Origin of the sequence: Mariniphaga sediminis (assembly GCF_003573545.1) — a bacterium.
In the GTDB taxonomy this organism is placed as follows: Bacteria; Bacteroidota; Bacteroidia; order Bacteroidales; family Prolixibacteraceae; genus Mariniphaga; species Mariniphaga sediminis.
Genome location: NZ_QWET01000011.1, coordinates 78284 through 96495 on the forward strand (window position 1 = coordinate 78284; position 18212 = coordinate 96495).

Annotated in this window: 20 protein-coding genes and 1 tRNA gene; 4 read left to right on the forward strand and 17 right to left on the reverse strand. The window is 41.3% G+C overall.

Features of this window, described 5'->3' with window-relative positions; all coding sequences use genetic code 11:
* The first annotated feature begins 16 nt into the window (after positions 1-16).
* Positions 17-604 (forward strand): RNA polymerase sigma factor, encoded by a 588-nt coding sequence (locus tag D1164_RS14845; protein WP_119350793.1) that lies wholly within the window; start codon positions 17-19, stop codon positions 602-604.
* A 202-nt stretch (positions 605-806) separates the two neighbouring features.
* Here the strand turns inward: D1164_RS14845 and rplS are convergent, their stop codons facing one another.
* Positions 807-1154 (reverse strand): 50S ribosomal protein L19, encoded by a 348-nt coding sequence (gene rplS / locus D1164_RS14850; protein ID WP_119350794.1) that lies wholly within the window; start codon positions 1152-1154, stop codon positions 807-809.
* Between the two features lie 374 nt (positions 1155-1528).
* On the opposite strand from rplS, the gene D1164_RS14855 reads away from it, so the two are divergent.
* Complete coding sequence (locus tag D1164_RS14855; RefSeq protein ID WP_172594481.1) at positions 1529-2170, forward strand: isochorismatase family protein; 642 nt, start codon at positions 1529-1531, stop codon at positions 2168-2170.
* On the opposite strand, the gene D1164_RS14860 is transcribed toward D1164_RS14855, so the two are convergent.
* The gene (locus D1164_RS14860; protein WP_119350796.1) at positions 2167-2871 is read right to left on the reverse strand and encodes a TrmH family RNA methyltransferase; all 705 of its coding nucleotides are present in this window, start codon (positions 2869-2871) and stop codon (positions 2167-2169) included. The genes D1164_RS14855 and D1164_RS14860 overlap by 4 nt on opposite strands.
* A 78-nt stretch (positions 2872-2949) precedes the next feature.
* On the reverse strand, positions 2950-3222 hold the full coding sequence (locus D1164_RS14865; RefSeq protein ID WP_119350797.1) for an HU family DNA-binding protein: 273 nt from the start codon (positions 3220-3222) through the stop codon (positions 2950-2952).
* A 272-nt stretch (positions 3223-3494) separates the two neighbouring features.
* On the opposite strand from D1164_RS14865, the gene D1164_RS14870 reads away from it, so the two are divergent.
* A tRNA-Ser gene (locus D1164_RS14870) sits at positions 3495-3579 on the forward strand.
* Positions 3580-3714: 135 nt separating this feature from the next.
* On the opposite strand, the gene arsB is transcribed toward D1164_RS14870, so the two are convergent.
* From arsB to D1164_RS14915, 9 genes are all read right to left on the reverse strand, one after another.
* Positions 3715-4752 (reverse strand): ACR3 family arsenite efflux transporter, encoded by a 1038-nt coding sequence (gene arsB / locus D1164_RS14875; RefSeq protein WP_119350798.1) that lies wholly within the window; start codon positions 4750-4752, stop codon positions 3715-3717.
* A 5-nt stretch (positions 4753-4757) separates the two neighbouring features.
* Entirely contained in the window at positions 4758-5546 is a 789-nt protein-coding gene (gene arsM / locus D1164_RS14880; RefSeq protein WP_119350799.1) for an arsenite methyltransferase, read from the reverse strand.
* Positions 5543-5971, reverse strand: a complete 429-nt coding sequence (locus tag D1164_RS14885; protein ID WP_119350800.1) for an arsenate reductase ArsC — start codon at positions 5969-5971, stop codon at positions 5543-5545. Before D1164_RS14885 ends, arsM begins: the two co-directional genes overlap by 4 nt.
* 188 nt (positions 5972-6159) lie before the next feature.
* Positions 6160-6993: a C-GCAxxG-C-C family protein gene (locus D1164_RS14890; RefSeq protein WP_119350801.1), complete on the reverse strand. Its 834-nt coding sequence runs from the start codon at positions 6991-6993 to the stop codon at positions 6160-6162.
* Between the two features lie 25 nt (positions 6994-7018).
* Positions 7019-8338: a permease gene (locus D1164_RS14895; protein WP_119350802.1), complete on the reverse strand. Its 1320-nt coding sequence runs from the start codon at positions 8336-8338 to the stop codon at positions 7019-7021.
* Positions 8339-8386: 48 nt separating this feature from the next.
* Positions 8387-9088, reverse strand: coding sequence for an aromatic aminobenezylarsenical efflux permease ArsG family transporter (locus tag D1164_RS14900; RefSeq protein ID WP_119350803.1), 702 nt, complete (start codon positions 9086-9088; stop codon positions 8387-8389).
* A 1-nt stretch (position 9089) separates the two neighbouring features.
* Positions 9090-9497 carry a nitrophenyl compound nitroreductase subunit ArsF family protein gene (locus D1164_RS14905; RefSeq protein ID WP_119350804.1) on the reverse strand — a complete coding sequence of 136 codons (408 nt, stop codon included), beginning with the start codon at positions 9495-9497 and terminating at the stop codon, positions 9090-9092.
* Positions 9498-9513: 16 nt separating this feature from the next.
* Positions 9514-9747, reverse strand: a complete 234-nt coding sequence (locus tag D1164_RS14910) for a thioredoxin family protein (RefSeq protein WP_119350805.1) — start codon at positions 9745-9747, stop codon at positions 9514-9516.
* A gap of 57 nt (positions 9748-9804) precedes the next feature.
* Positions 9805-10101, reverse strand: a complete 297-nt coding sequence (locus tag D1164_RS14915) for an ArsR/SmtB family transcription factor (RefSeq protein WP_119350806.1) — start codon at positions 10099-10101, stop codon at positions 9805-9807.
* 89 nt (positions 10102-10190) lie between these two features.
* Here D1164_RS14915 and D1164_RS14920 point away from each other — a divergent pair, with 89 nt between their 5' ends.
* Positions 10191-11237, forward strand: coding sequence for a M20 family metallo-hydrolase (locus D1164_RS14920; protein ID WP_119350807.1), 1047 nt, complete (start codon positions 10191-10193; stop codon positions 11235-11237).
* A 120-nt stretch (positions 11238-11357) separates the two neighbouring features.
* Here D1164_RS14920 and D1164_RS14925 read toward each other — a convergent pair whose 3' ends face one another.
* The 5 genes from D1164_RS14925 to D1164_RS14945 all read right to left on the reverse strand — a co-directional run bounded on the left by D1164_RS14925 (position 11358) and on the right by D1164_RS14945 (position 18202).
* A complete protein-coding gene (locus D1164_RS14925) occupies positions 11358-13007 on the reverse strand; it encodes an OstA-like protein (protein WP_147372199.1) in 1650 nt (549 codons plus the stop codon).
* Positions 13008-13086: 79 nt separating this feature from the next.
* Entirely contained in the window at positions 13087-14049 is a 963-nt protein-coding gene (locus tag D1164_RS14930) for an AAA family ATPase (RefSeq protein ID WP_119350809.1), read from the reverse strand.
* Between the two features lie 44 nt (positions 14050-14093).
* Positions 14094-15452: a peptidylprolyl isomerase gene (locus D1164_RS14935; protein ID WP_119350810.1), complete on the reverse strand. Its 1359-nt coding sequence runs from the start codon at positions 15450-15452 to the stop codon at positions 14094-14096.
* Complete coding sequence (locus D1164_RS14940) at positions 15439-16317, reverse strand: hypothetical protein (RefSeq protein ID WP_119350811.1); 879 nt, start codon at positions 16315-16317, stop codon at positions 15439-15441. Before D1164_RS14940 ends, D1164_RS14935 begins: the two co-directional genes overlap by 14 nt.
* A complete protein-coding gene (locus D1164_RS14945) occupies positions 16298-18202 on the reverse strand; it encodes a peptidylprolyl isomerase (protein ID WP_119350812.1) in 1905 nt (634 codons plus the stop codon). The genes D1164_RS14940 and D1164_RS14945 overlap by 20 nt, the downstream gene beginning before the upstream one ends.
* Positions 18203-18212 lie beyond the last annotated feature (10 nt).

The following is an 18212-nucleotide window of genomic DNA, read 5'->3' on the forward strand; positions in this document are numbered from 1 at the left end:
AATTGAACTTAATCTGTTGATAGTAAATTCTTTAGATATAGAGAGAAAGCTGGTTGAGCAATTCCGTCAAGGCAATGAAATGGCCTTCGAGTTGATTTTTCATAAAACGAAAGGAAAAGTAAAAGGCTTTCTTACAAAGGTTTTACCCGCAGGAGAAGATGCGGAAAGTATTTTACAGGAAATTTATCTCAAACTTTGGTCGAACAGAAAATCGGTAAAAGCAGATAAAAACTTTGAAACCTATCTTTTTGCTATAGCGCGGAATATGGTGGTGGACGTCATGCGAAAAAGGTTTCATAAACAAAAGTATCTTGAGAATTTATACAATCAGCTGAAAGAAGGGAGTAATAACAGTATGGATACGCTGGCCAACGTGGAATACTCCGAACTGGAACGGCAGATTTTTTATTTGATTGAGCAATTACCCGAGCAGCGGCAAATTATTTTCAAACTTAACAGAATAAACGGATTGACGTATAAAGAGGTTGCTGCAGAACTTAATATTTCTGAAAACACAGTCGATATGCAAATGCGAAAGGCACTGTTTTTTTTGCGTACGGAAGTAAAGCATTTTTTGACCTTGCTGATTTTGGCCCAGCTATAACAGCCTTCAACTGAAAATAAACTTTAGGACAACTTGCATTTTTTATTCCCCGTTAAATATTCTGACGAATGAGGGAGCATTTACAATATATAAGTTATTGTTGAAAGAGTGTTTCATTGGAGTGCTTTGAGATTTTAGAGGAAAGGTCAGGAAACAAAAAAGGCCTTCGCGAGAAGACCTTTTGTATAAATGAACTGTAGCATTAGAATCTTTTTTCTTTGATACGGGCTTTTTTCCCGGTAAGGCCACGCAGGTAAAACAACCTTTTGCGACGTACTTTTCCTTTTTTATTCACCTCAATATTTTCAATGAAAGGCGAGGAAAGCGGGAATATACGTTCAACACCAATACCCCCTGACATTTTACGAACTGTGAAGGTTTTGGTACTTTCTCTTCCTTTAATCTGGAGGACTACCCCACGGAAATTCTGAACACGCTCCTTGTTTCCTTCCCGAATCAAATAACTAACGGTTATGGTATCTCCCGCAGAAAATTTAGGGTGCTCTTTTTCTACCTTAAACTCGTTTTCTACAAATTTTATTAAATCCATCTCTGATATTATTTAATTAATGTTGGCAATATATTCCACCATCCGGTGGAAAAGAGATTGCTTAAAGCCGGCGCAAAAATAATACTTTTTTTTACAAGTCAAATGAAACACTATTCATTTTTAATTGATTGTCATATATATTAATAGAATTAAAACGAAGCCGGTTTTTAATTCCCTTTTAAAGGATGCATGTGCCGTGGATATGTTGTGTTATTATTTTTTAACATTATAACTTATTAGACCCCGTTCATATTGAATATATTTAGAGGTTGTAATGAACAGACGGAAGGTATATGTTTTATTATTGCACCTAAAATGTGTCTTTTAACAATGGCTAATATTGATCTTTCAAATGATTTTTAATGGGAGAAAAAATGGATTTAAAAGATTGGTTATTCTGGAATGTCGATACGCAGATTGATTTCGTCTATCCCCGGGGGAAATTGTATGTTCAGGGAGCTGAAGAGTTACGTCCACAATGGAAAGAATTGACCATGCTGGCCAAAGAGAAGGTGATTCGGGTAATTAATACAGCCGATTATCATTATGCTAATTCAGCTGAATTAGATGCCTCTCCTGATTTTATCAATACATTTCCGGAACACTGTATGGCCCATTCCCGTGGAGCCGATTACATCAGAGAGACTGAGCCGGAAGACCCGGTTGTTTTTGATTGGGACAAGGAATACCTTATTACCCCCGAATTATTTGAGGAAGGAAAACACCGGAATTTTGTTATCCGTAAAGATGCATTCGATGTTTTTTCCGGAAACCCTTTGACTGATACTATTCTGAAACAGTTAAAACCCACAACCGTTGTTGTTTATGGTGTAACGACCAATGTGTGTGTGGATGCTGCCGTGAAAGGGCTCAGTAAAAAAGTGAAAAATGTGTATGTGATTAAAGATGCCATTAAAGAACTTCCCAATATTCCATTGCCTTTTGAAAACTGGGAGAAAAAAGGCGTAGAGATGATTACGCTAAAAGAGTTGAAAAAAATGCTCAGTAAAAATTAGCGGATTGTTTTTGTTGCTGTTCCGGTTGAGCCCTGTTCCTTTAGAAAACGTTGTTCCAGTAAGTTGCTTCTCTTGATCGAGTTGCGCAGCCACTGTAATTTTATAGTATCTTTTTCCTGTTCGGTAAGCTGCCAGAAAATTTCATTTTGTTTTTTGATTTTTTCAGACAACTGGTATAATACAATAGCCGCAGAAACCGATATGTTGAAGCTTTCAGTAAATCCTGACATGGGTATTTTAAGAAATTCATCTGCTTCGTTCTGTATCGTTTCAGAAATTCCGGGGAGTTCAGAACCAAAAACAATAGCCGTTTTTCCTTTGGTAAGATCGAATTCAGGTAACAACTGATCGTTTTTATGTGGTGTAGTGGCAACAATCCGGTACCCCGATTCTTTTAATGATTTTATTGCCTTCAGGCTATTTTGTTTTTTTTCGTTGTATTTATGAAGGCTCAGCCATTTGGAGGCTCCCAAGGCTACTTCACGGTCCACTGTAAATTTATTCCGGTTTTCGATGATATGAACATGTTGAATGCCAAAGCAGTCGCAAGTGCGTAAAACGGCGCTGGCATTCTGGGGTTGGAAAATATCTTCCAACACGACGGTAATGTAAGCCGTACGTTGTTCCAGTACTTTTTCAAACAACAGAAGTCTTTCGGGGGTAATAAATCCGGATAAATGTTCAATCAGTTTTTTTTGCATTTTTTTATTTTGTTGAATAGCAACAATAAAAAAGGGGAGTTTCTGCTCCCCTTCAATTTCTTTGTATCCACCCTTCAGTTAGGATACTGCGTCAGACAGGTCGGCACCTGCTTTGAATTTTACCACTTTTTTAGCAGGGATTTTAATTTCTTTCCCTGTTTGCGGGTTTCTGCCCGTACGAGCGCCACGTTCACTTACTGAAAAAGTACCAAATCCGATCAGTGCTACCCTGTCTCCACCCTTTAAGGCGTCAGTAGTTGCTCCGATAAAAGCGTCGAGCGCTTTTTTTGCATCAGCTTTCGTCAGGCCGGCTCCGGCGGCCATTGCATCAATTAATTGTGCTTTGTTCATAAATTTAAAAATTTAAATGAAAAACTAAATTATTGTAAATAAGCAAGTTGCGTCACTTCTCTTTTGTCTTACTTCTCGTTACTACCGGGCAATTCCTTCCGGAATGCCTGTAAAATCAGTAGTTTCAGAGAACCTCATTTTTTGTTTTAGCTAAATTCTGAAATAACTTTTAAAAAAACAACCCTGAACACCCTTTTTTTTCAGCATTTTCTAATTTTTTTTAACCGCAAGGTTTTTGGAGATTAAAAAAAAGTTCTACTTTTGTCGCGCCTGGAGAGATGGCAGAGTGGTCGATTGCGGCGGTCTTGAAAACCGTTGAACCGAGAGGTTCCGGGGGTTCGAATCCCTCTCTCTCCGCAAAAAAATCATCGGGAAACCGATGATTTTTTTTTGTTTAATAGCCTGTTGATAACTTTTTGTCTCCGCGCTTAATTTGGGAGGCTAATGGTTGAAAAACTGTTATTTATGCAATTACTGAATCGGTAAATAATTCTACATTTTGTATCTCCACCGGTTTGCCAGCGCCACCAGAGAAAGCATTACCGGTACTTCTACCAATACACCAACTACGGTAACCAGTGCAGCCGGCGATTGTAACCCGAATAGAGCAATGGCCACTGCCACAGCCAGTTCGAAAAAATTACTTGCACCAATCATGGCAGCTGGTGCACAGGTTTGATGAGGAAGCTTTAACTTTTTACCTCCAAACCAGGCCAGGAAAAAGATAAAATAGGTTTGAATAACAAGCGGTATGGCCGTGAGAAGAATAATCAGCGGATTATTCAGAATATTTTGGCCCTGAAAAGCAAATAAAAGCACTAAGGTTACAAGTAGTGCAACAATACTCCACGGTTTTAGTCTGGGGATAAAGTTATTTCTAAACCAAACTTTTCCATGTCTTTTTATCAGTACCCGCTGGGTAATTACACCCGCAACAAGCGGAATAACAACAAAGATTATAACACTGGCTATGAGTGTGTCATACGGAATCGTAATATTTGTTATTCCAAGTAGCAACCCTACAATTGGTACAAACGCAATTAAGATAATCAGATCATTTATTGAAACCTGTACCAGCGTATAACTGGGATCCCCATCCGTTAAGTAGCTCCACACAAAAACCATGGCTGTACAGGGCGCGGCCCCCAAAATAATGGCGCCGGCAATGTATTCGCCTGCCAAGGCAGGGTCAATCCAGGCAGAATATAATTTGGAGAAAAAAATCCATGCAAAAAAGGCCATGGTAAAAGGTTTAATGGCCCAGTTAATAATAACGGTCCATATAATTCCCCGGGGCTTTTTACCTACTTGCTTTACACTGGTAAAATCTACCTGTAGCATCATAGGATAGATCATCAGCCAAATCAGAATGGCAACCGGAATATTTACCCGGGCAATTTCCAGGTTGCTAATATGTTCCATTCCATCACCGAAAAGAAACCCCAGGCCAATACCAGCCAGTATGCAAAGAGCCACCCATATGGTTAAATATTTTTCAAAAAAACCAATCCTCTTTTTTCTTTTTTCCATGTTGCTTATTTATTTCCGGATACAGTGATACTGAGAATTGCGGTGCCGGATTGTTTATACATTTCCATTTTACTTTCAGTTAAGTAGTTTGATAGAACAGAATCCGGAATGTTAATGGATTTTTCCTTTTTAATTTCGATGCCTGAAAATCCCTGCTCTTGAATAATTGCCAGGTATTTTTCTTTTAGAAGAGCTCCTGCCACGCATCCGGCATACATTTCGGCAGCCTTTTTCAATGCTGCAGGAAGTTCGTAGTTTAATACAACGTCTGAAATACAAAAATGGCCACCCGGTTTCAGCACGCGGAAAATTTCTGAAAATGCTTTATGCTTGTCAGGTACCAGGTTTAAAACACAATTGCTGATAATTACATCGAAATTTGAATCGGGGAGTGGCATATTTTCAATATCTCCCTGCACAAATTGAATATTTTTGAACCCTGTTTTTTCAAGGTTCATCTGTGCCTTTTGTACCATCTCTTCCGTAAAATCAAGACCAGTTACTTTTCCGTTTTTACCAACAAGGGCCCGGGCTATAAAACAGTCGTTTCCCGCACCACTACCTAAATCGAGTACGCTGTCGCCGGTTTTGATTCCGGCAAATTCCGTAGGAATCCCGCAACCTAATCCAAAATCCGCATCCGGGTTGTAACCGGTCACATTGAGGTATTCATCGTTGATCATGCTGACCTGCAGTTCTCCGCAGCATCCCTTTTGCTGCACTAACAGGCTTTTCTGCCTGGCAACCATGCCGTATTTCTCTTTTACAATTCGCTTTAGGTTTTCCGCTTTCATGGCAATTGGGATTTTATTTCTTCCTCGTACAGGTTGAAAAAAGCTTCTTTTATTTCATCCCGCACCCGGTAATATTCATTTTGGATAAATTCCGGTGTTCCGGTAGCCTGGGACGGATCTTCAAATGCAATGTGTAAGCGTTTTTTTACCTTCCCCGAAAAAGTAGGACAGGTTTCATTGGCATGGTCGCAAACGGTGATTACATAATCCCATACTTCAGTCAAATATTTATCTACCATCTGAGGTTTGTGATGACTAATGTCAATACCTGCCTCACTCATAACCTCAACCGCTTTTTGATTTACCTGTAACGTTGGATTTGTGCCTGCCGAAGCCACTTCCATCCTGTTGTCAAACGACTTCAGGAAACCGTGTGCCATCTGGCTTCGGCAACTGTTGCCGGTACATAAAATGAGTATTTTCATAATTACTTGTGGTTAAAAATGCTAAACCGGATAATTGTTAAATGGTTCGTATCCTGTTAGGTATAGAATATTGTTCCATTAATCATTCACCCACTTTAGCATTTGGTATATAAAATTCTTTGCCGGTTCAATTCCTTAAAAAAGAATAAGAATCATTTATTATTTTTTCAATGTAACTCTATGGTTTATTACTCCTTCATAAATTTATAGTGAATATCTGCAAATGCTTTGTGTGCAACAGATTCCGTGTGGCACGGCTCGCAGCTCATTTTTACGGAAGTATTTTTAACTTTCCCTTCTCCCCCGTGACATGCCAAACAGGAGTTTACATCTTCATTGGCATGGACATTGGCAACATACGTTTGTGTAAAAATGTCGTTTAATGCAGTGGTTACTTTTTGGGCCACATCGCCGGTTAAACGGCGGCACCTTTCTTTTCTTTCATTACTGTTCACTTTAAATCCGGACGCCTTGCACCAGTTCGTATTGGATGCATGACATAAAACGGAGTTGGAAGTACTTGTCGGGGGCGAAAATTCAAATACAGGTTTTTGGGGGCTAAAAACCGGCAGGGATGCTTTCTCATACCATTGAAAAAGGTCGGTTATCATTTTATTTTGCACATTTTTATCGGTAATGAGTAATCCGATAAGAGCTGCTGCACCGTTTAATGTTCCGCATATCGATCCATAACCTCCCACACCGCCGTGTCCGTATTTAAACAGGTGAACGGGAAATGAAGTAAAAGGCTCACCAATCTTTTCTGCCAGTTGGGAAATAATACTTGATACCGTGGCATACATACAGCTTCCCTCGCTGTATTTATCGTAGGCTACCTGTGCCGATACTTCAGGATCTAACTGAATGTATTCCCATTTACTCTCCGGGGGAGTATATTCCAGTTTGGAAGGTTCTACAAGTGGTTGTTTTTTTGGTTTGAATGCGGTTGTTAAGGTAAAAAAGCCGGCTCCGCCTGCTGCGATGGCGCCTGCTGCTACTTTCATTGCTTTTCTTCTATCCATTTTATATATTATTTATTCATTATTCTTAAAAGAACATTCCGTAAATCAGGCCTGAGATGGTTGCCAGGACCACCACTAATACGACGTAAACAATTGTTTTTTGAGTGCCAATTACATCGCGGATGACCAGCATATTGGGCAACGACAATGAAGGACCTGCCAGCAAGAGCGCTAATGCCGGACCTTTTCCCATTCCGGCAGCAATAAGCCCCTGCAATATGGGTACTTCTGTGAGTGTGGCAAAATACATAAAAGCGCCTGCAACAGAAGCAAAAAAGTTCGCGAATATAGAATTTCCGCCGACCAGTCCGGCCACCCATTTGTTGGGAATAATTCCGGCAAGTTGGGTATCCCCGTGTGTGGAGCCCAACAGGAAACCTGCGATTAAAACACCAACAGCCAGCAAAGGTATAATCTGCTTGGCAAAATCCCATGAGGAAAGTGTCCATTCCCGGTTTTCAGGGTCTTTTTTATCGAGAAGGGTGACCAGGCTTAAGCCTGCAATCCCGACTACCATTGGAACAAGTGGTGAGGGACTTAAAAATCCTGAAACGGTAGTAGCTAAAACGGCAAGAATAACATGCTGCCATTTTATTTTCAAAATGAATATCAACGAATAAACCAGGAGGATTCCAAAGGCCGAAGTAAGGTGCCATTTATGGGTCCAAATCCAAAACCAGGTGCCGCTGGTAACATCGTCTCCCGGTTTGCCCCAGTTGGCAAAAACCAGGATAAGCACCAGTGTAAGAAAGTGAATTCCCGTTTGCCACACCGGACGCTTTTCGGGCATCTCCGGAAAATTTACTTGTTCTTCCCGTTTTGCTTTTTCTTCTTTGCGGTATATGAGCGACATAACAGAGCCAATAACAATGGCAAAAACGACCGCCCCTACAATGCGGGCCACACCCATTTCCAATCCTAAAATACGTGCGGTAAGGATAATGGCCAGAATGTTGATTGCAGGTCCGGAATACAGGAATGCAATAGCCGGGCCTAATCCGGCGCCCCGTTTGTGGATGCTGGAAAATAATGGAAGAATGGTGCAGCTGCATACCGCCAGGATGGTTCCGGAAACCGAAGCTACTGAATAGGCCAGCCATTTTTTCGCTTTGGCACCAAAATATTTCACCACCGCTCCCTGGCTTATAAATACGGAAATAACACCGGCTATAAAAAATGCAGGAAGCAGGCACAAAATTACATGTTCGCGCGCATACCATTTGGTGAGGTCGAACATGGCAAAGAGGGCTTCGCTGAACCGTTCCGATTCAAGCGGTACAAAGAAGAAGATAACAAATACTGAAATCATCCAAAGCAGTATCTTAATCTCTTTTTTCCAACTCATAATTAGTATTGTATAGTCGTAAAAAACTGAATAATGGTTGTAATCTTTTTAGAAGAACACTGTAACTATGTAATAGATACCAACTCCAATGAAAAGTACAGAAATCATTCTGCGAAACCAGATTTCAAAAACTTTTATCCGGTTGTAAACAGTGCCTACTCCTGAAACAGTATAGGCTATTAACCAGGCAAAAATTATGACTGGAATCCCCGTAGCAATGGCAAAAACTACCGGCAGATACAACCCAGATGCGCTACCGATCGTCATAGGAATCAGAATTCCGAAATAGAGCACCCCGCTGTACGGGCAAAATGCCAGGGCAAATAAGATTCCGAGCAACAGCACATCCCAGTAATTTTTGGTGTCTTTTTTTTCAAACCGTTGAGAGAGCTTACTCAGACCGGGAAATTTGATTTTCAGAATGTCAAGCATAAACAATCCAATGATGAATAACAACGGCCCAATAATTTTCTCTCCATACCTCTGGAATACTCCGGAAAGGGTAAATTGGTCGGCGCCCAGGAAAATGATAAAAGCCAGCAAGGTATAAGCAATTACCCGACCAAGGGTATAAATCAATCCGTTGTAAAATACCCGGTTCCGGTTTTCCAGATTTTTCCCGATAAAACCAATAGCCGTAATGTTTGTGGCCAAAGTGCAGGGACTGATGGTAGTCATCAATCCTAAAATTAAAGCAGTTACAATCGGTAGAGAACTGTTCTCGAGCAATCTGTTTAACAAACCTTCCATATTACAGAAGGGAATTGATTTTTTCTTCTATTACTTTTTTAAATTTTTCAGGGGCGGTGCGGGCATACATAAATCCTTCTTTCGTGATATTGATTATTGTATCCTCTTTTACCACAATCAAGCATTGACTGTTAACCCCTAATTCTTTGCCCTTCGCTTCACCAGCCGGGTTGTCGAGGTTGTAAGAAGCAAAACGGGCCTCTTTGCCAAAGAGGTCTTCCACATTCTGCCTGGCTTCCGATTCAACGGTACGGCAGGTGGCACAGCGGGTATTGAAATGAAAGTAGTAAACATTCACTTTGGCTTTTCCTTTTTCCTGATTCTGTTTAGCCGGTTGGGCAGATATACTTAACCCTGCCAGCAGGGAAAAAATCAGGACGAAGAATGTGGCATTGATTTTTGTTTTCATAACAACGGAATTTAAATTATTGGGTTAATAGAGTTTTGAGTTCCTCGTCGTTAGGCAACCTGCCGCTTAAAACCACTTTGCCATCAATTACCAATGCCGGTGTACGCATTACACCATATTGCATAATTTGCATGATGTCTTCCACTTTACTTACATTAGCATCGATTTTTAATTCTGTAAGAGAGCTGTGAACTGCTTTTTCAAGTGCCTTGCATTTGGGACACCCGGTTCCTAAAACTTTAATATCCATCGTTCTAAAGATTAATTGTTCGTTGTTCGCAAAAATACGAACATTGTAGTAAAAAAACTACTTTTTCAATAAATTTTTAAAAAGATCCTGCGCCAGTTCCCAGTTTTTTTGGTTGATGCAATATTTTATTTTCGGAACTTCAATTTCTCCTTGAATTAACCCGGCGGTTTTCAATTCTTTCAGATGTTGCGAAAGGGTTGATTTGGCAATAGGCAGTTCGTCTGAAAGGTCGCCACTGTAACAACATGATTGCTGCGATAGCAATTCCATAATGTAAACTCTTACCGGATGCCCCAAGGCCCTTGCAATCCGGGCAAGCTGTTTTTGATCGTCTGTAAAAACTTCTTTTTTCATCTCTTAGACACAACACACAAATATAGTAAATTGTGATTGGTTAAGTTCGGCTTTTTTGCCACTTTTGTGCCTTCGGAATATATGAAGAAATGGAAAAGTTTATCAAATTGCTTAAGAAGCTGATTTCTACCCCGTCTCTTAGTAAAGAAGAAGAGAATGCTGCTGCTGTGATCCGGCAGTTTTTAACAAATGGAGATATTCCATATCGGGTTAAAAGGAATAATACCTGGGCATGTAACAAATATTTTGTAAAAGAGAAACCGACCCTGTTATTGAATTCGCATATCGACACAGTGAAACCGGCCAAAGGCTATACGCATGATCCGTTTTCGCCGCTGGAAGAAGGTGATAAACTTTACGGGCTCGGAAGTAACGATGCCGGAGGTCCCCTGGTGGCGTTGCTGGCAGTGTTTATGCATTTTTATGAGCGGGATGATTTATCATACAACCTTGTTTATGCCGCCACAGCAGAAGAAGAAATTTCTGGCCGGCAGGGGCTCGAAATCGTTTTGCCGGAGATTGCACCTGTGGATTTTGCCATCGTAGGAGAGCCCACCCGCATGGAGTTGGCTATTGCTGAAAAGGGGTTGCTGGTACTTGATTGTTATGCTCACGGGAAGTCGGGACATGCTGCCCGGAATGAAGGCGAGAATGCTCTTTACAAAGCGCTGGAAGATATTCAAACATTACGGAATTATACGTTTGAAAATCAGTCGGAATTGTTGGGAGATGTTAAAGTAACAATAACTCAGATTGAGGCTGGCTTTCAGCACAATGTTATTCCCGATATCTGCCATTTTGTGGTGGATGTACGTACGAATGAACATTATTCCAATAAAGAAGCTGCCCTGATTATTGCAGGATTAATAGAATCGGAAGTTAAGCCTCGTTCTTTTCGGTTGAATTCATCGGGTGTCAGCATCGATCATCCGTTTGCAAGAAAGGTGAAAGAAAAAGGAATACGGATTTATGGTTCGCCCACTACGTCAGATCAGGCCATCATGCCTTTCCCTTCTGTGAAAATGGGACCCGGGGATTCAGCCCGTTCTCATACAGCCGATGAGTTTATTTTTAAAAGTGAAATTATTGCCGGAATTGACCAGTATATCAAACTGCTGGAAGGGTTACGGATTTAGGCGGGCGTGATTGCAGTGCGGGGTTACGGTTTCTGAATCGCCCGTTTGGAAGTACTGGGAATTCCCTGCTCCCAAATAGCCAAAAAGACGAAAGAAGCTTTTCAGTATAACCTTTTCGTCTTACTTATTTTGTAATTCAGAACCTGCTTCGGGTTCTACAGAGGATTCCGGCTCAGGGGGGACAGTTTTGTGCCAGAAGATATCCTGTTTTGAGAGTGGGCGCTGATCTATTTTCCAGTCAAAACCGCTGAGTGTTTTTTCTTCCCTGGTAAGGCTAAAAAGCGGTTTAAGTACTCCCACGGGAGCCTTTAAAAAAGAAATAATATGAATTTTTCCTTCATTGAAATGGATGGAAATTTTGCTGCTTTCCACCCGGTTCAACCCGATAATTTCTTCGTCCTGCCGGGCATAATAAAGCGTTTGCCCGTTCCCGTCCACATTTATTTTATTCAGTTCGTTGTTAACAACATACCCCACCATCTCTTTCCCTTTAATTTGATCAAACATTCCCGAATCGAGTTTTGAAATAATAAAGCCATTGTTTCTGAGGTGCATTTCATCCGGAGCATCGGTATTTTGTTTCATTTCAATCAGGTCGGCGCTCATCTGGTGATTGTCTGACCAAACAACCGGGTTATGAAACAGCTGTACTACTGAATCCTTGGTGAAGTAAATCAATGAATCGCACAATCCTTGCAGATCGGTACGAAAGAAACGGGTTCCGTAATAAGCCATCACCAGCTTTTCTCCTTCAACCGTGTCGGGAACAGTGCGCAGCGTATCGGCATGAAGAAACAGCGTATCTTTTTCTGAGTACATAATAAAAACGGCTGAATCGGTAACAGTGGCAATTTCCTTTTCGTCATTGTACTCGGCCGTGTTTCCTGTTACAATCATTTGGTTTTCAAAATCTTCTATATGAACATTTCCCAATGCCCGTCCCTTGCCATCGTCTTCATTGTATTTTATGTATTTGGCCTTTAATTGCTGGGTTTCGTTTGAAACCGCCGGATTTTTCAGTAACTCTGCTTCGCCGGTTTTGGTATCGTACCATCCATCTTCGGCATATAGTGTGTTGGCTGAATCCTGTATGGTAGTGGGCCCCACAATAAATACCCGGCCTGTTGTTGTGTTGTACACAAGGGTGTCACTTTTAAGGGTATAATTATCGTTGTAGGCAACTACATCCTTGTAAAAATGGATAAGGTCTTCATCGATAAAATATTTCCCAACAATGCTTGTAAGGGTGTTGGTACTGTCTATTATCTTTCCGAAATTGTCATAATACCCTACGTTGGCTGACATATCAAAATCGAGTGTGTCTGTATAAAGTGTGGTGTTTTTATTTAGCAGGCGCACATCCTGGTAAGCGCTGGCAAAGTTATTATCTCCGTTATATAATATTTTTCGGGCGTAAAGATCCAGTGTGTCGCCCTGGTTAATATGTACGTTTCCAAATGCATCTACCCTGTTGGTACCCGTGTAGTTGTATGCACTGTCGCACCACATCAGTACATCCTTGTGTCTAATCCGTACATTACCTACCAGGCGCTGGGCGTTGGGGGCAATATTATCGTCTGCTTCCAGAAAATCAGCCTGTTCAATATCCACCCGCTTTTTTTGTTGAGAAAAGGTAAGCATTGAGCTGAATAACAGGATGGTTACCATCATGAACCGGAAAGAAAAAATAAACTGTCCGGTCTTTCTAAATACATTTGAAAGAAAAGCAGAGAGGTGAAAATCGTTTTTATTTATTCTTTTGAAATTCAATTTTTTATTGTTGTTACCTGATGGCAATTTCCTGTGAATGTTATTCTTATCAAATAAAAGCCCTTTTTGTTTCCAAAAATTACAGCAACTTTTCAATTATTTGCTCAATGGAAATACTTTCAGCTTCCGCTTTGTAGTTTTTGATGATCCGGTGTCTTAGGATGGATGGGGCAACTGCTTTTACATCCTCAATATCGGGCGAATATTTGCCGTGAAGAACGGCATGTGTTTTGGCGCCTACCACAAGGTATTGCGAAGCCCTGGGGCCTGCTCCCCATTTCAGGTACTGGTCTGCAACTTCAGCGGCCATCCCGTTTCCGGGCCTGGTTTTTGCTGCCAGTGTCACTGCATAATTCAATACATTATCGTTGATAGGTATTTTTCGAATCAAATCCTGGAAATAGATAATTTCCTTACTGGAAATCACCGGTTTTAATTCAAATTGAAGCGTAGAGGTGGTGTTTTTTACAATGGTAATCTCGTCTTCATACTTCGGATAGTCGAGCCAAACCGAAAACATAAAACGGTCGAGCTGCGCCTCGGGGAGGGGATAGGTCCCTTCCTGTTCTATCGGGTTTTGCGTGGCCAAAACAAAGAAAGGCCTTTCCAGCTCAAACCGTTGTCCTGCGGCTGTAATGGCACGTTCCTGCATGGCTTCAAGTAAGGCAGACTGGGTTTTGGGTGGTGTCCGGTTAATTTCGTCGGCCAGAATGATATTGGCAAACAATGGTCCGCGTACAAATTTAAACTGGCGCTCTTTATCGAGAATTTCGGTACCTATTATGTCGGATGGCATTAAATCGGGCGTAAACTGAATGCGGTTGTATTTTAGTCCCAGTATTTGGGCAATGGAAGTTACCAGTAAGGTTTTGGCCAGTCCCGGTACCCCGATTAAAAGTACATGTCCGCGGCTAAAAAGGGAAACCAGTACCTGTGTAATGACTTCGTCCTGTCCGTAAATAGCCCGGGTAATTTCCTTTTTTAATTCGCCGAATTTATCGCGCAGTGCATCCAGCGCTTCCACATCGTTTTTAAAAGTCATTTCTGTACGTTATTTCTTTTTGTTTTGAAGGATACAATCTGGTATTATTTTATCCAGTTGTCGAATTCAAAATTGCAATTGGCATACGTATCGTCAATCCGAATATAGGTCTGTGCCTGCTTGTCTGCAATCCACTTCTCCAATGTTTTTTCCCTTTTATCCGCGAGGAATAAATCGGACAGATGCTGGTAGTCATTTTGAAGGTTGGCTTTATGCGCTTCTACTTTGCTTACCAGTTTAATTATTTTCAGAACGGCTTGCCTGCTTTTTTGATCCATTGTTTCAAACGGATCTGAGATTTCATTAATTTTCATTTCTGAAAGTACTTTACTTGTGTTTCCTTCCAGCTCTTCCGCCGTAAATTTTGATGAAAGAGTGTTGGGATTAATGGCCAATCCTCCGTTGGCACGGGTATCTTTATCCGAAGAAAACCGGGCGGCCGCAGCGGCAAAGGGGATTTCCTCTTTGCGTATCAAATTAGCTAGGCTGTCTAACCTGCTTTTGGCTGTCTCTTTGGCTTCCGGAGAAACCTTTGCTGTCATTAGAATATGCCGTGTTTTCACTTTATCTGCCCTCCGGTCAACAAGTTGGATAATATGATAACCGAATTCACTCTTAACCACATTTGAAATTTTGTCGCCTTTCAGGTTAAAGGCCGCAGCGGCATACTCCGGATCCAATTGTGCCTTACCCTGGTAATCTATTTCACCGCCATTGCCGGCAGATGGTCCTTCCGAGTACATAATGGCCATGGCGGCAAAACTGGAACCTTCTTCGATCCGCCGTTTCAGATTACGTAATTCTGCTTTCACACGGTTTTCCTCTTCCAGCGAAATCTCAGGCTGCATGGTAATCTGGGCATATTCGTACTGGGTGGGAATGGTCGGGATTTCCTCTTCCGGAAGGGTGCGGTAAAACTGGCGTACTTCAGAAGGGGTAACGGTAATGTCCTGCATAATTTTGTTTCGCATTTGCGAACTCAGCAGTTGGTTTTTAATGGCCAGTCGCATTTCGGCGCGGATTTCTGCAATCGGCTTTTTGAAAAAACCTTCTACAGCCTGCTCCGAACCAAAATGTGCCAGGTACATTTGAATCTGGCTATCCATTTGTTGATTCACCTGGCTGTCGGTAACCTCAATCAGGGTATCCATTTCCGCTTCCGCAATGAGTAGCTTATCAATGAGAAGATTTTCAAGTATTTCGCATTTCATGTCTCCATCAGAAGTGACCCCCTGAGCCTGCTGGTCCATGTACATTTTTTCGATGTCTGACTTCAGTATAATATTACCTCCTACAATGGCCACAATCTGATCCACTACCTTGTCCTGAGCAACTAATTCAGCTGATATAAAAATGGTTAATAAGGCCACAATAGTTATTCGTAATACTTTATTCCGTTTCATTCGTATCTGTGTTATAAATTTTAAAACTCTTTTTATTTTCTGCTTCTTTGTAAATATTGTTTTCCAATTCCCGGAGGAACTCAATTTTCCTGCGGTTCAAAATTAAACTTTTAATGTTATCACTTACATATTCTACCGGGGCTTGTTCATTTTTTAACTTGTAATCGTGAATGGCAACCAGGTAATAGGCCGTGGAATCGGTATGTTCGATAAACTGGTTTCTGCGTAAAAAGTACTCCGGGTTTTCGATGGAAACGGGTACGTTTTTTAGTACCAGGTCTAAATCAGTCCAGCGATCGGTAAAAATATCAAAACCTTTGGCATATTGCAGGCAATAGTCACGGAGCCCGTTAATTCCCTCTCTCGATGTGTCGGAAGTCATTTCCTTGAGCAGATCGGGATTGGCAAAGTCGGCGGGAATTTTTATGAATGCAGCCTTTACAATGGGTTTGTTCAATTTAAAGTTTTCTGTGTTTTGCGTATAATACTGCAATATTTCTTCATCGCTTACTGTGGTATCCATGCGCTGGGCCATCAGTTCATTTTTATACCTGAAGATGATGAGAGAATTCCGGTATTCCTCCAATTCGCGCGATACATCTTTTAACGAACCCGAAAGGTTGTCTTCTGCTTTTTGCAACACCAACTCATGCCTCACCCATTTTCGTATATAATCGTCAGCCATTACAGTACTGTCTGCTTGTCCCAGGTTATTGGGAATAACGGCAGAAACATCAGAGAGGTATAACTTTCGTGTCCCCACCTCTGCCACTACTTTCCCGTTGGTTTGGGTCGTGTTTTCACACCCTGCAAAAGCGAAGGCAGCCCAAATAAACAGACAGTATTTAAAGAGTTTTTGAAACATGCGGTATTGTTTTCAGCAATTTTTTATTCACCCTGATTTTGTATTTTTTTCGTAAATCCTTAATCCAGCGTTTTTCCAAATAATTTTGATAGTCAGAAATATACATTCCACGGGCTTCCTCCAGCGTTTTGGATTGGGGTTGAATTTTTTCCCCGCGAATGAAAGTCAGCTCAGAATCGAATCCATCCGGCGCCTGACTGTTCCAAACGTAATAATCCACAATGGGGTTCGCTCCTTTTTCCCATGCACCTTCCGTTATCTCAATCATTTTCTCCTCCTTGTTCAGAAGGTCTTCCACTTCACTGGCGGGCATTTCTGTCGCAAAATATTTTTCTGCTTCAGTACGGGTTTTCTCATTTTTACAAACGACTACCAACCCTTTAAAACGTTCTTCCCAGGAATATTGCCCTTTATTTTTTTTGTAAAATTCATTAAGCCCCAGGCTGTCTTCAGGAGCAAAATTCCAGATTTTCTTTTCCATGATATTGAATAGCAATAATCCGTCATGGTATTCCTGCATCAGATACCTGAATTCAGGGTACTTCTTTTCAAGCTTAGAATCCTCCAGGTCAATAATTTCAGCCGTAGTCCAGTCTTCATAAAGGGAAGAAAGTGTACCCCTGTTAATTTTTTTTTCGTCAATGTGTTTTTTGAAATCTTCCAGGGAAAAATGCCGGTTGTCGATGGAAAAAAGTTCCGGGTTTCCCGAAAAATTCACATCTGTTGTCAGCGAGGCTATTTTTTCCAAATTCTCCCGGTTTTCTTCAAACCCGTATTCCTTTTTTAGCTTTTCAACCAGGGCTTTTCTTGTGCTGCTGCTGCGCTGCGGATCTTTTTTTATCCTTTCCACAATGTTGGCACGGGCTTCCTCAAATGATGGTACGGGTCGGTGCTCAATCTTTTTGATGATATGATAACCGAAATCTGTTTCAACAGGCGGCGATAAATCTCCGTTGTTTTTTAATGCAAATGCAGCCTGCGAAAATTCAGGAACCATGCGGCTTGCCGAAAACCACGGCATTTCGCCTCCCTTTGCGGCAGAACGTTTATCCTCAGAATATTTATGGGCCATTTCGGCAAAATCCGCCCCGTTAAGAAGTTTTTCGTAAACAGAATCTATTTCCGCTTTCAGTTTGGATTTATCGAAATTTTCGTCTCCCTTTGGAAACATCTTCATGATGTGGGCTACTTTTATCTCCCCTCTGTTTTCCCGCACACCATGCACCTTGATCAGGTGGTAGCCAAATGAGGTGCGCACCGGTTCCGATATTTCGCCTTCCCGGGTATTGAATACGGCATTTTCAAAAGGGGTTACCATTTGAAACGCTGTAAAATATCCCAGGTTCCCTTTGTTGGTTTTTGCCGAAGGATCTTCACTGTATTGAAGTGCTGCTGCATTAAAGTCCATACCGGCGAGTATTTCTTCCTTCACCTTACTGATTTTTTCGAGAACCGCTTTTTCCCGTTCCCGGTCGGCATTTTTTTCAATCAGGAACAGAATATGGCTGGCATTTACCTCCATTTTCATTCTCCGGTACATCTCCTGCAGTAATGCCTCATCATATTTCATATCGGTAAGGTAGGGAGCAGCCAACTCCTTTCTGTAACCGGCCAATTCATTTCTAAAGGTACTTACCGTGTCCATTTTTTGGTTCATGGCTTCCATCACCTTTAGTTTGAAATTGATAAATAATTCGAGGTATTCTTCGGGCGATTTGATATCCGCTTCTTCTGACAGGTTTTGGTTATTTTTCCGGTAAATCCTTTCAAACTCCGCTTTGGAAATTTCGGCGTCGTCAATTGTAAGAAGCACTTCATTTTTTTGGGCCGAAAGAGAACCAACACAAATTAAAAACAGAATAAATAACGGAATTATTTTTCCCATACCGGTTTCC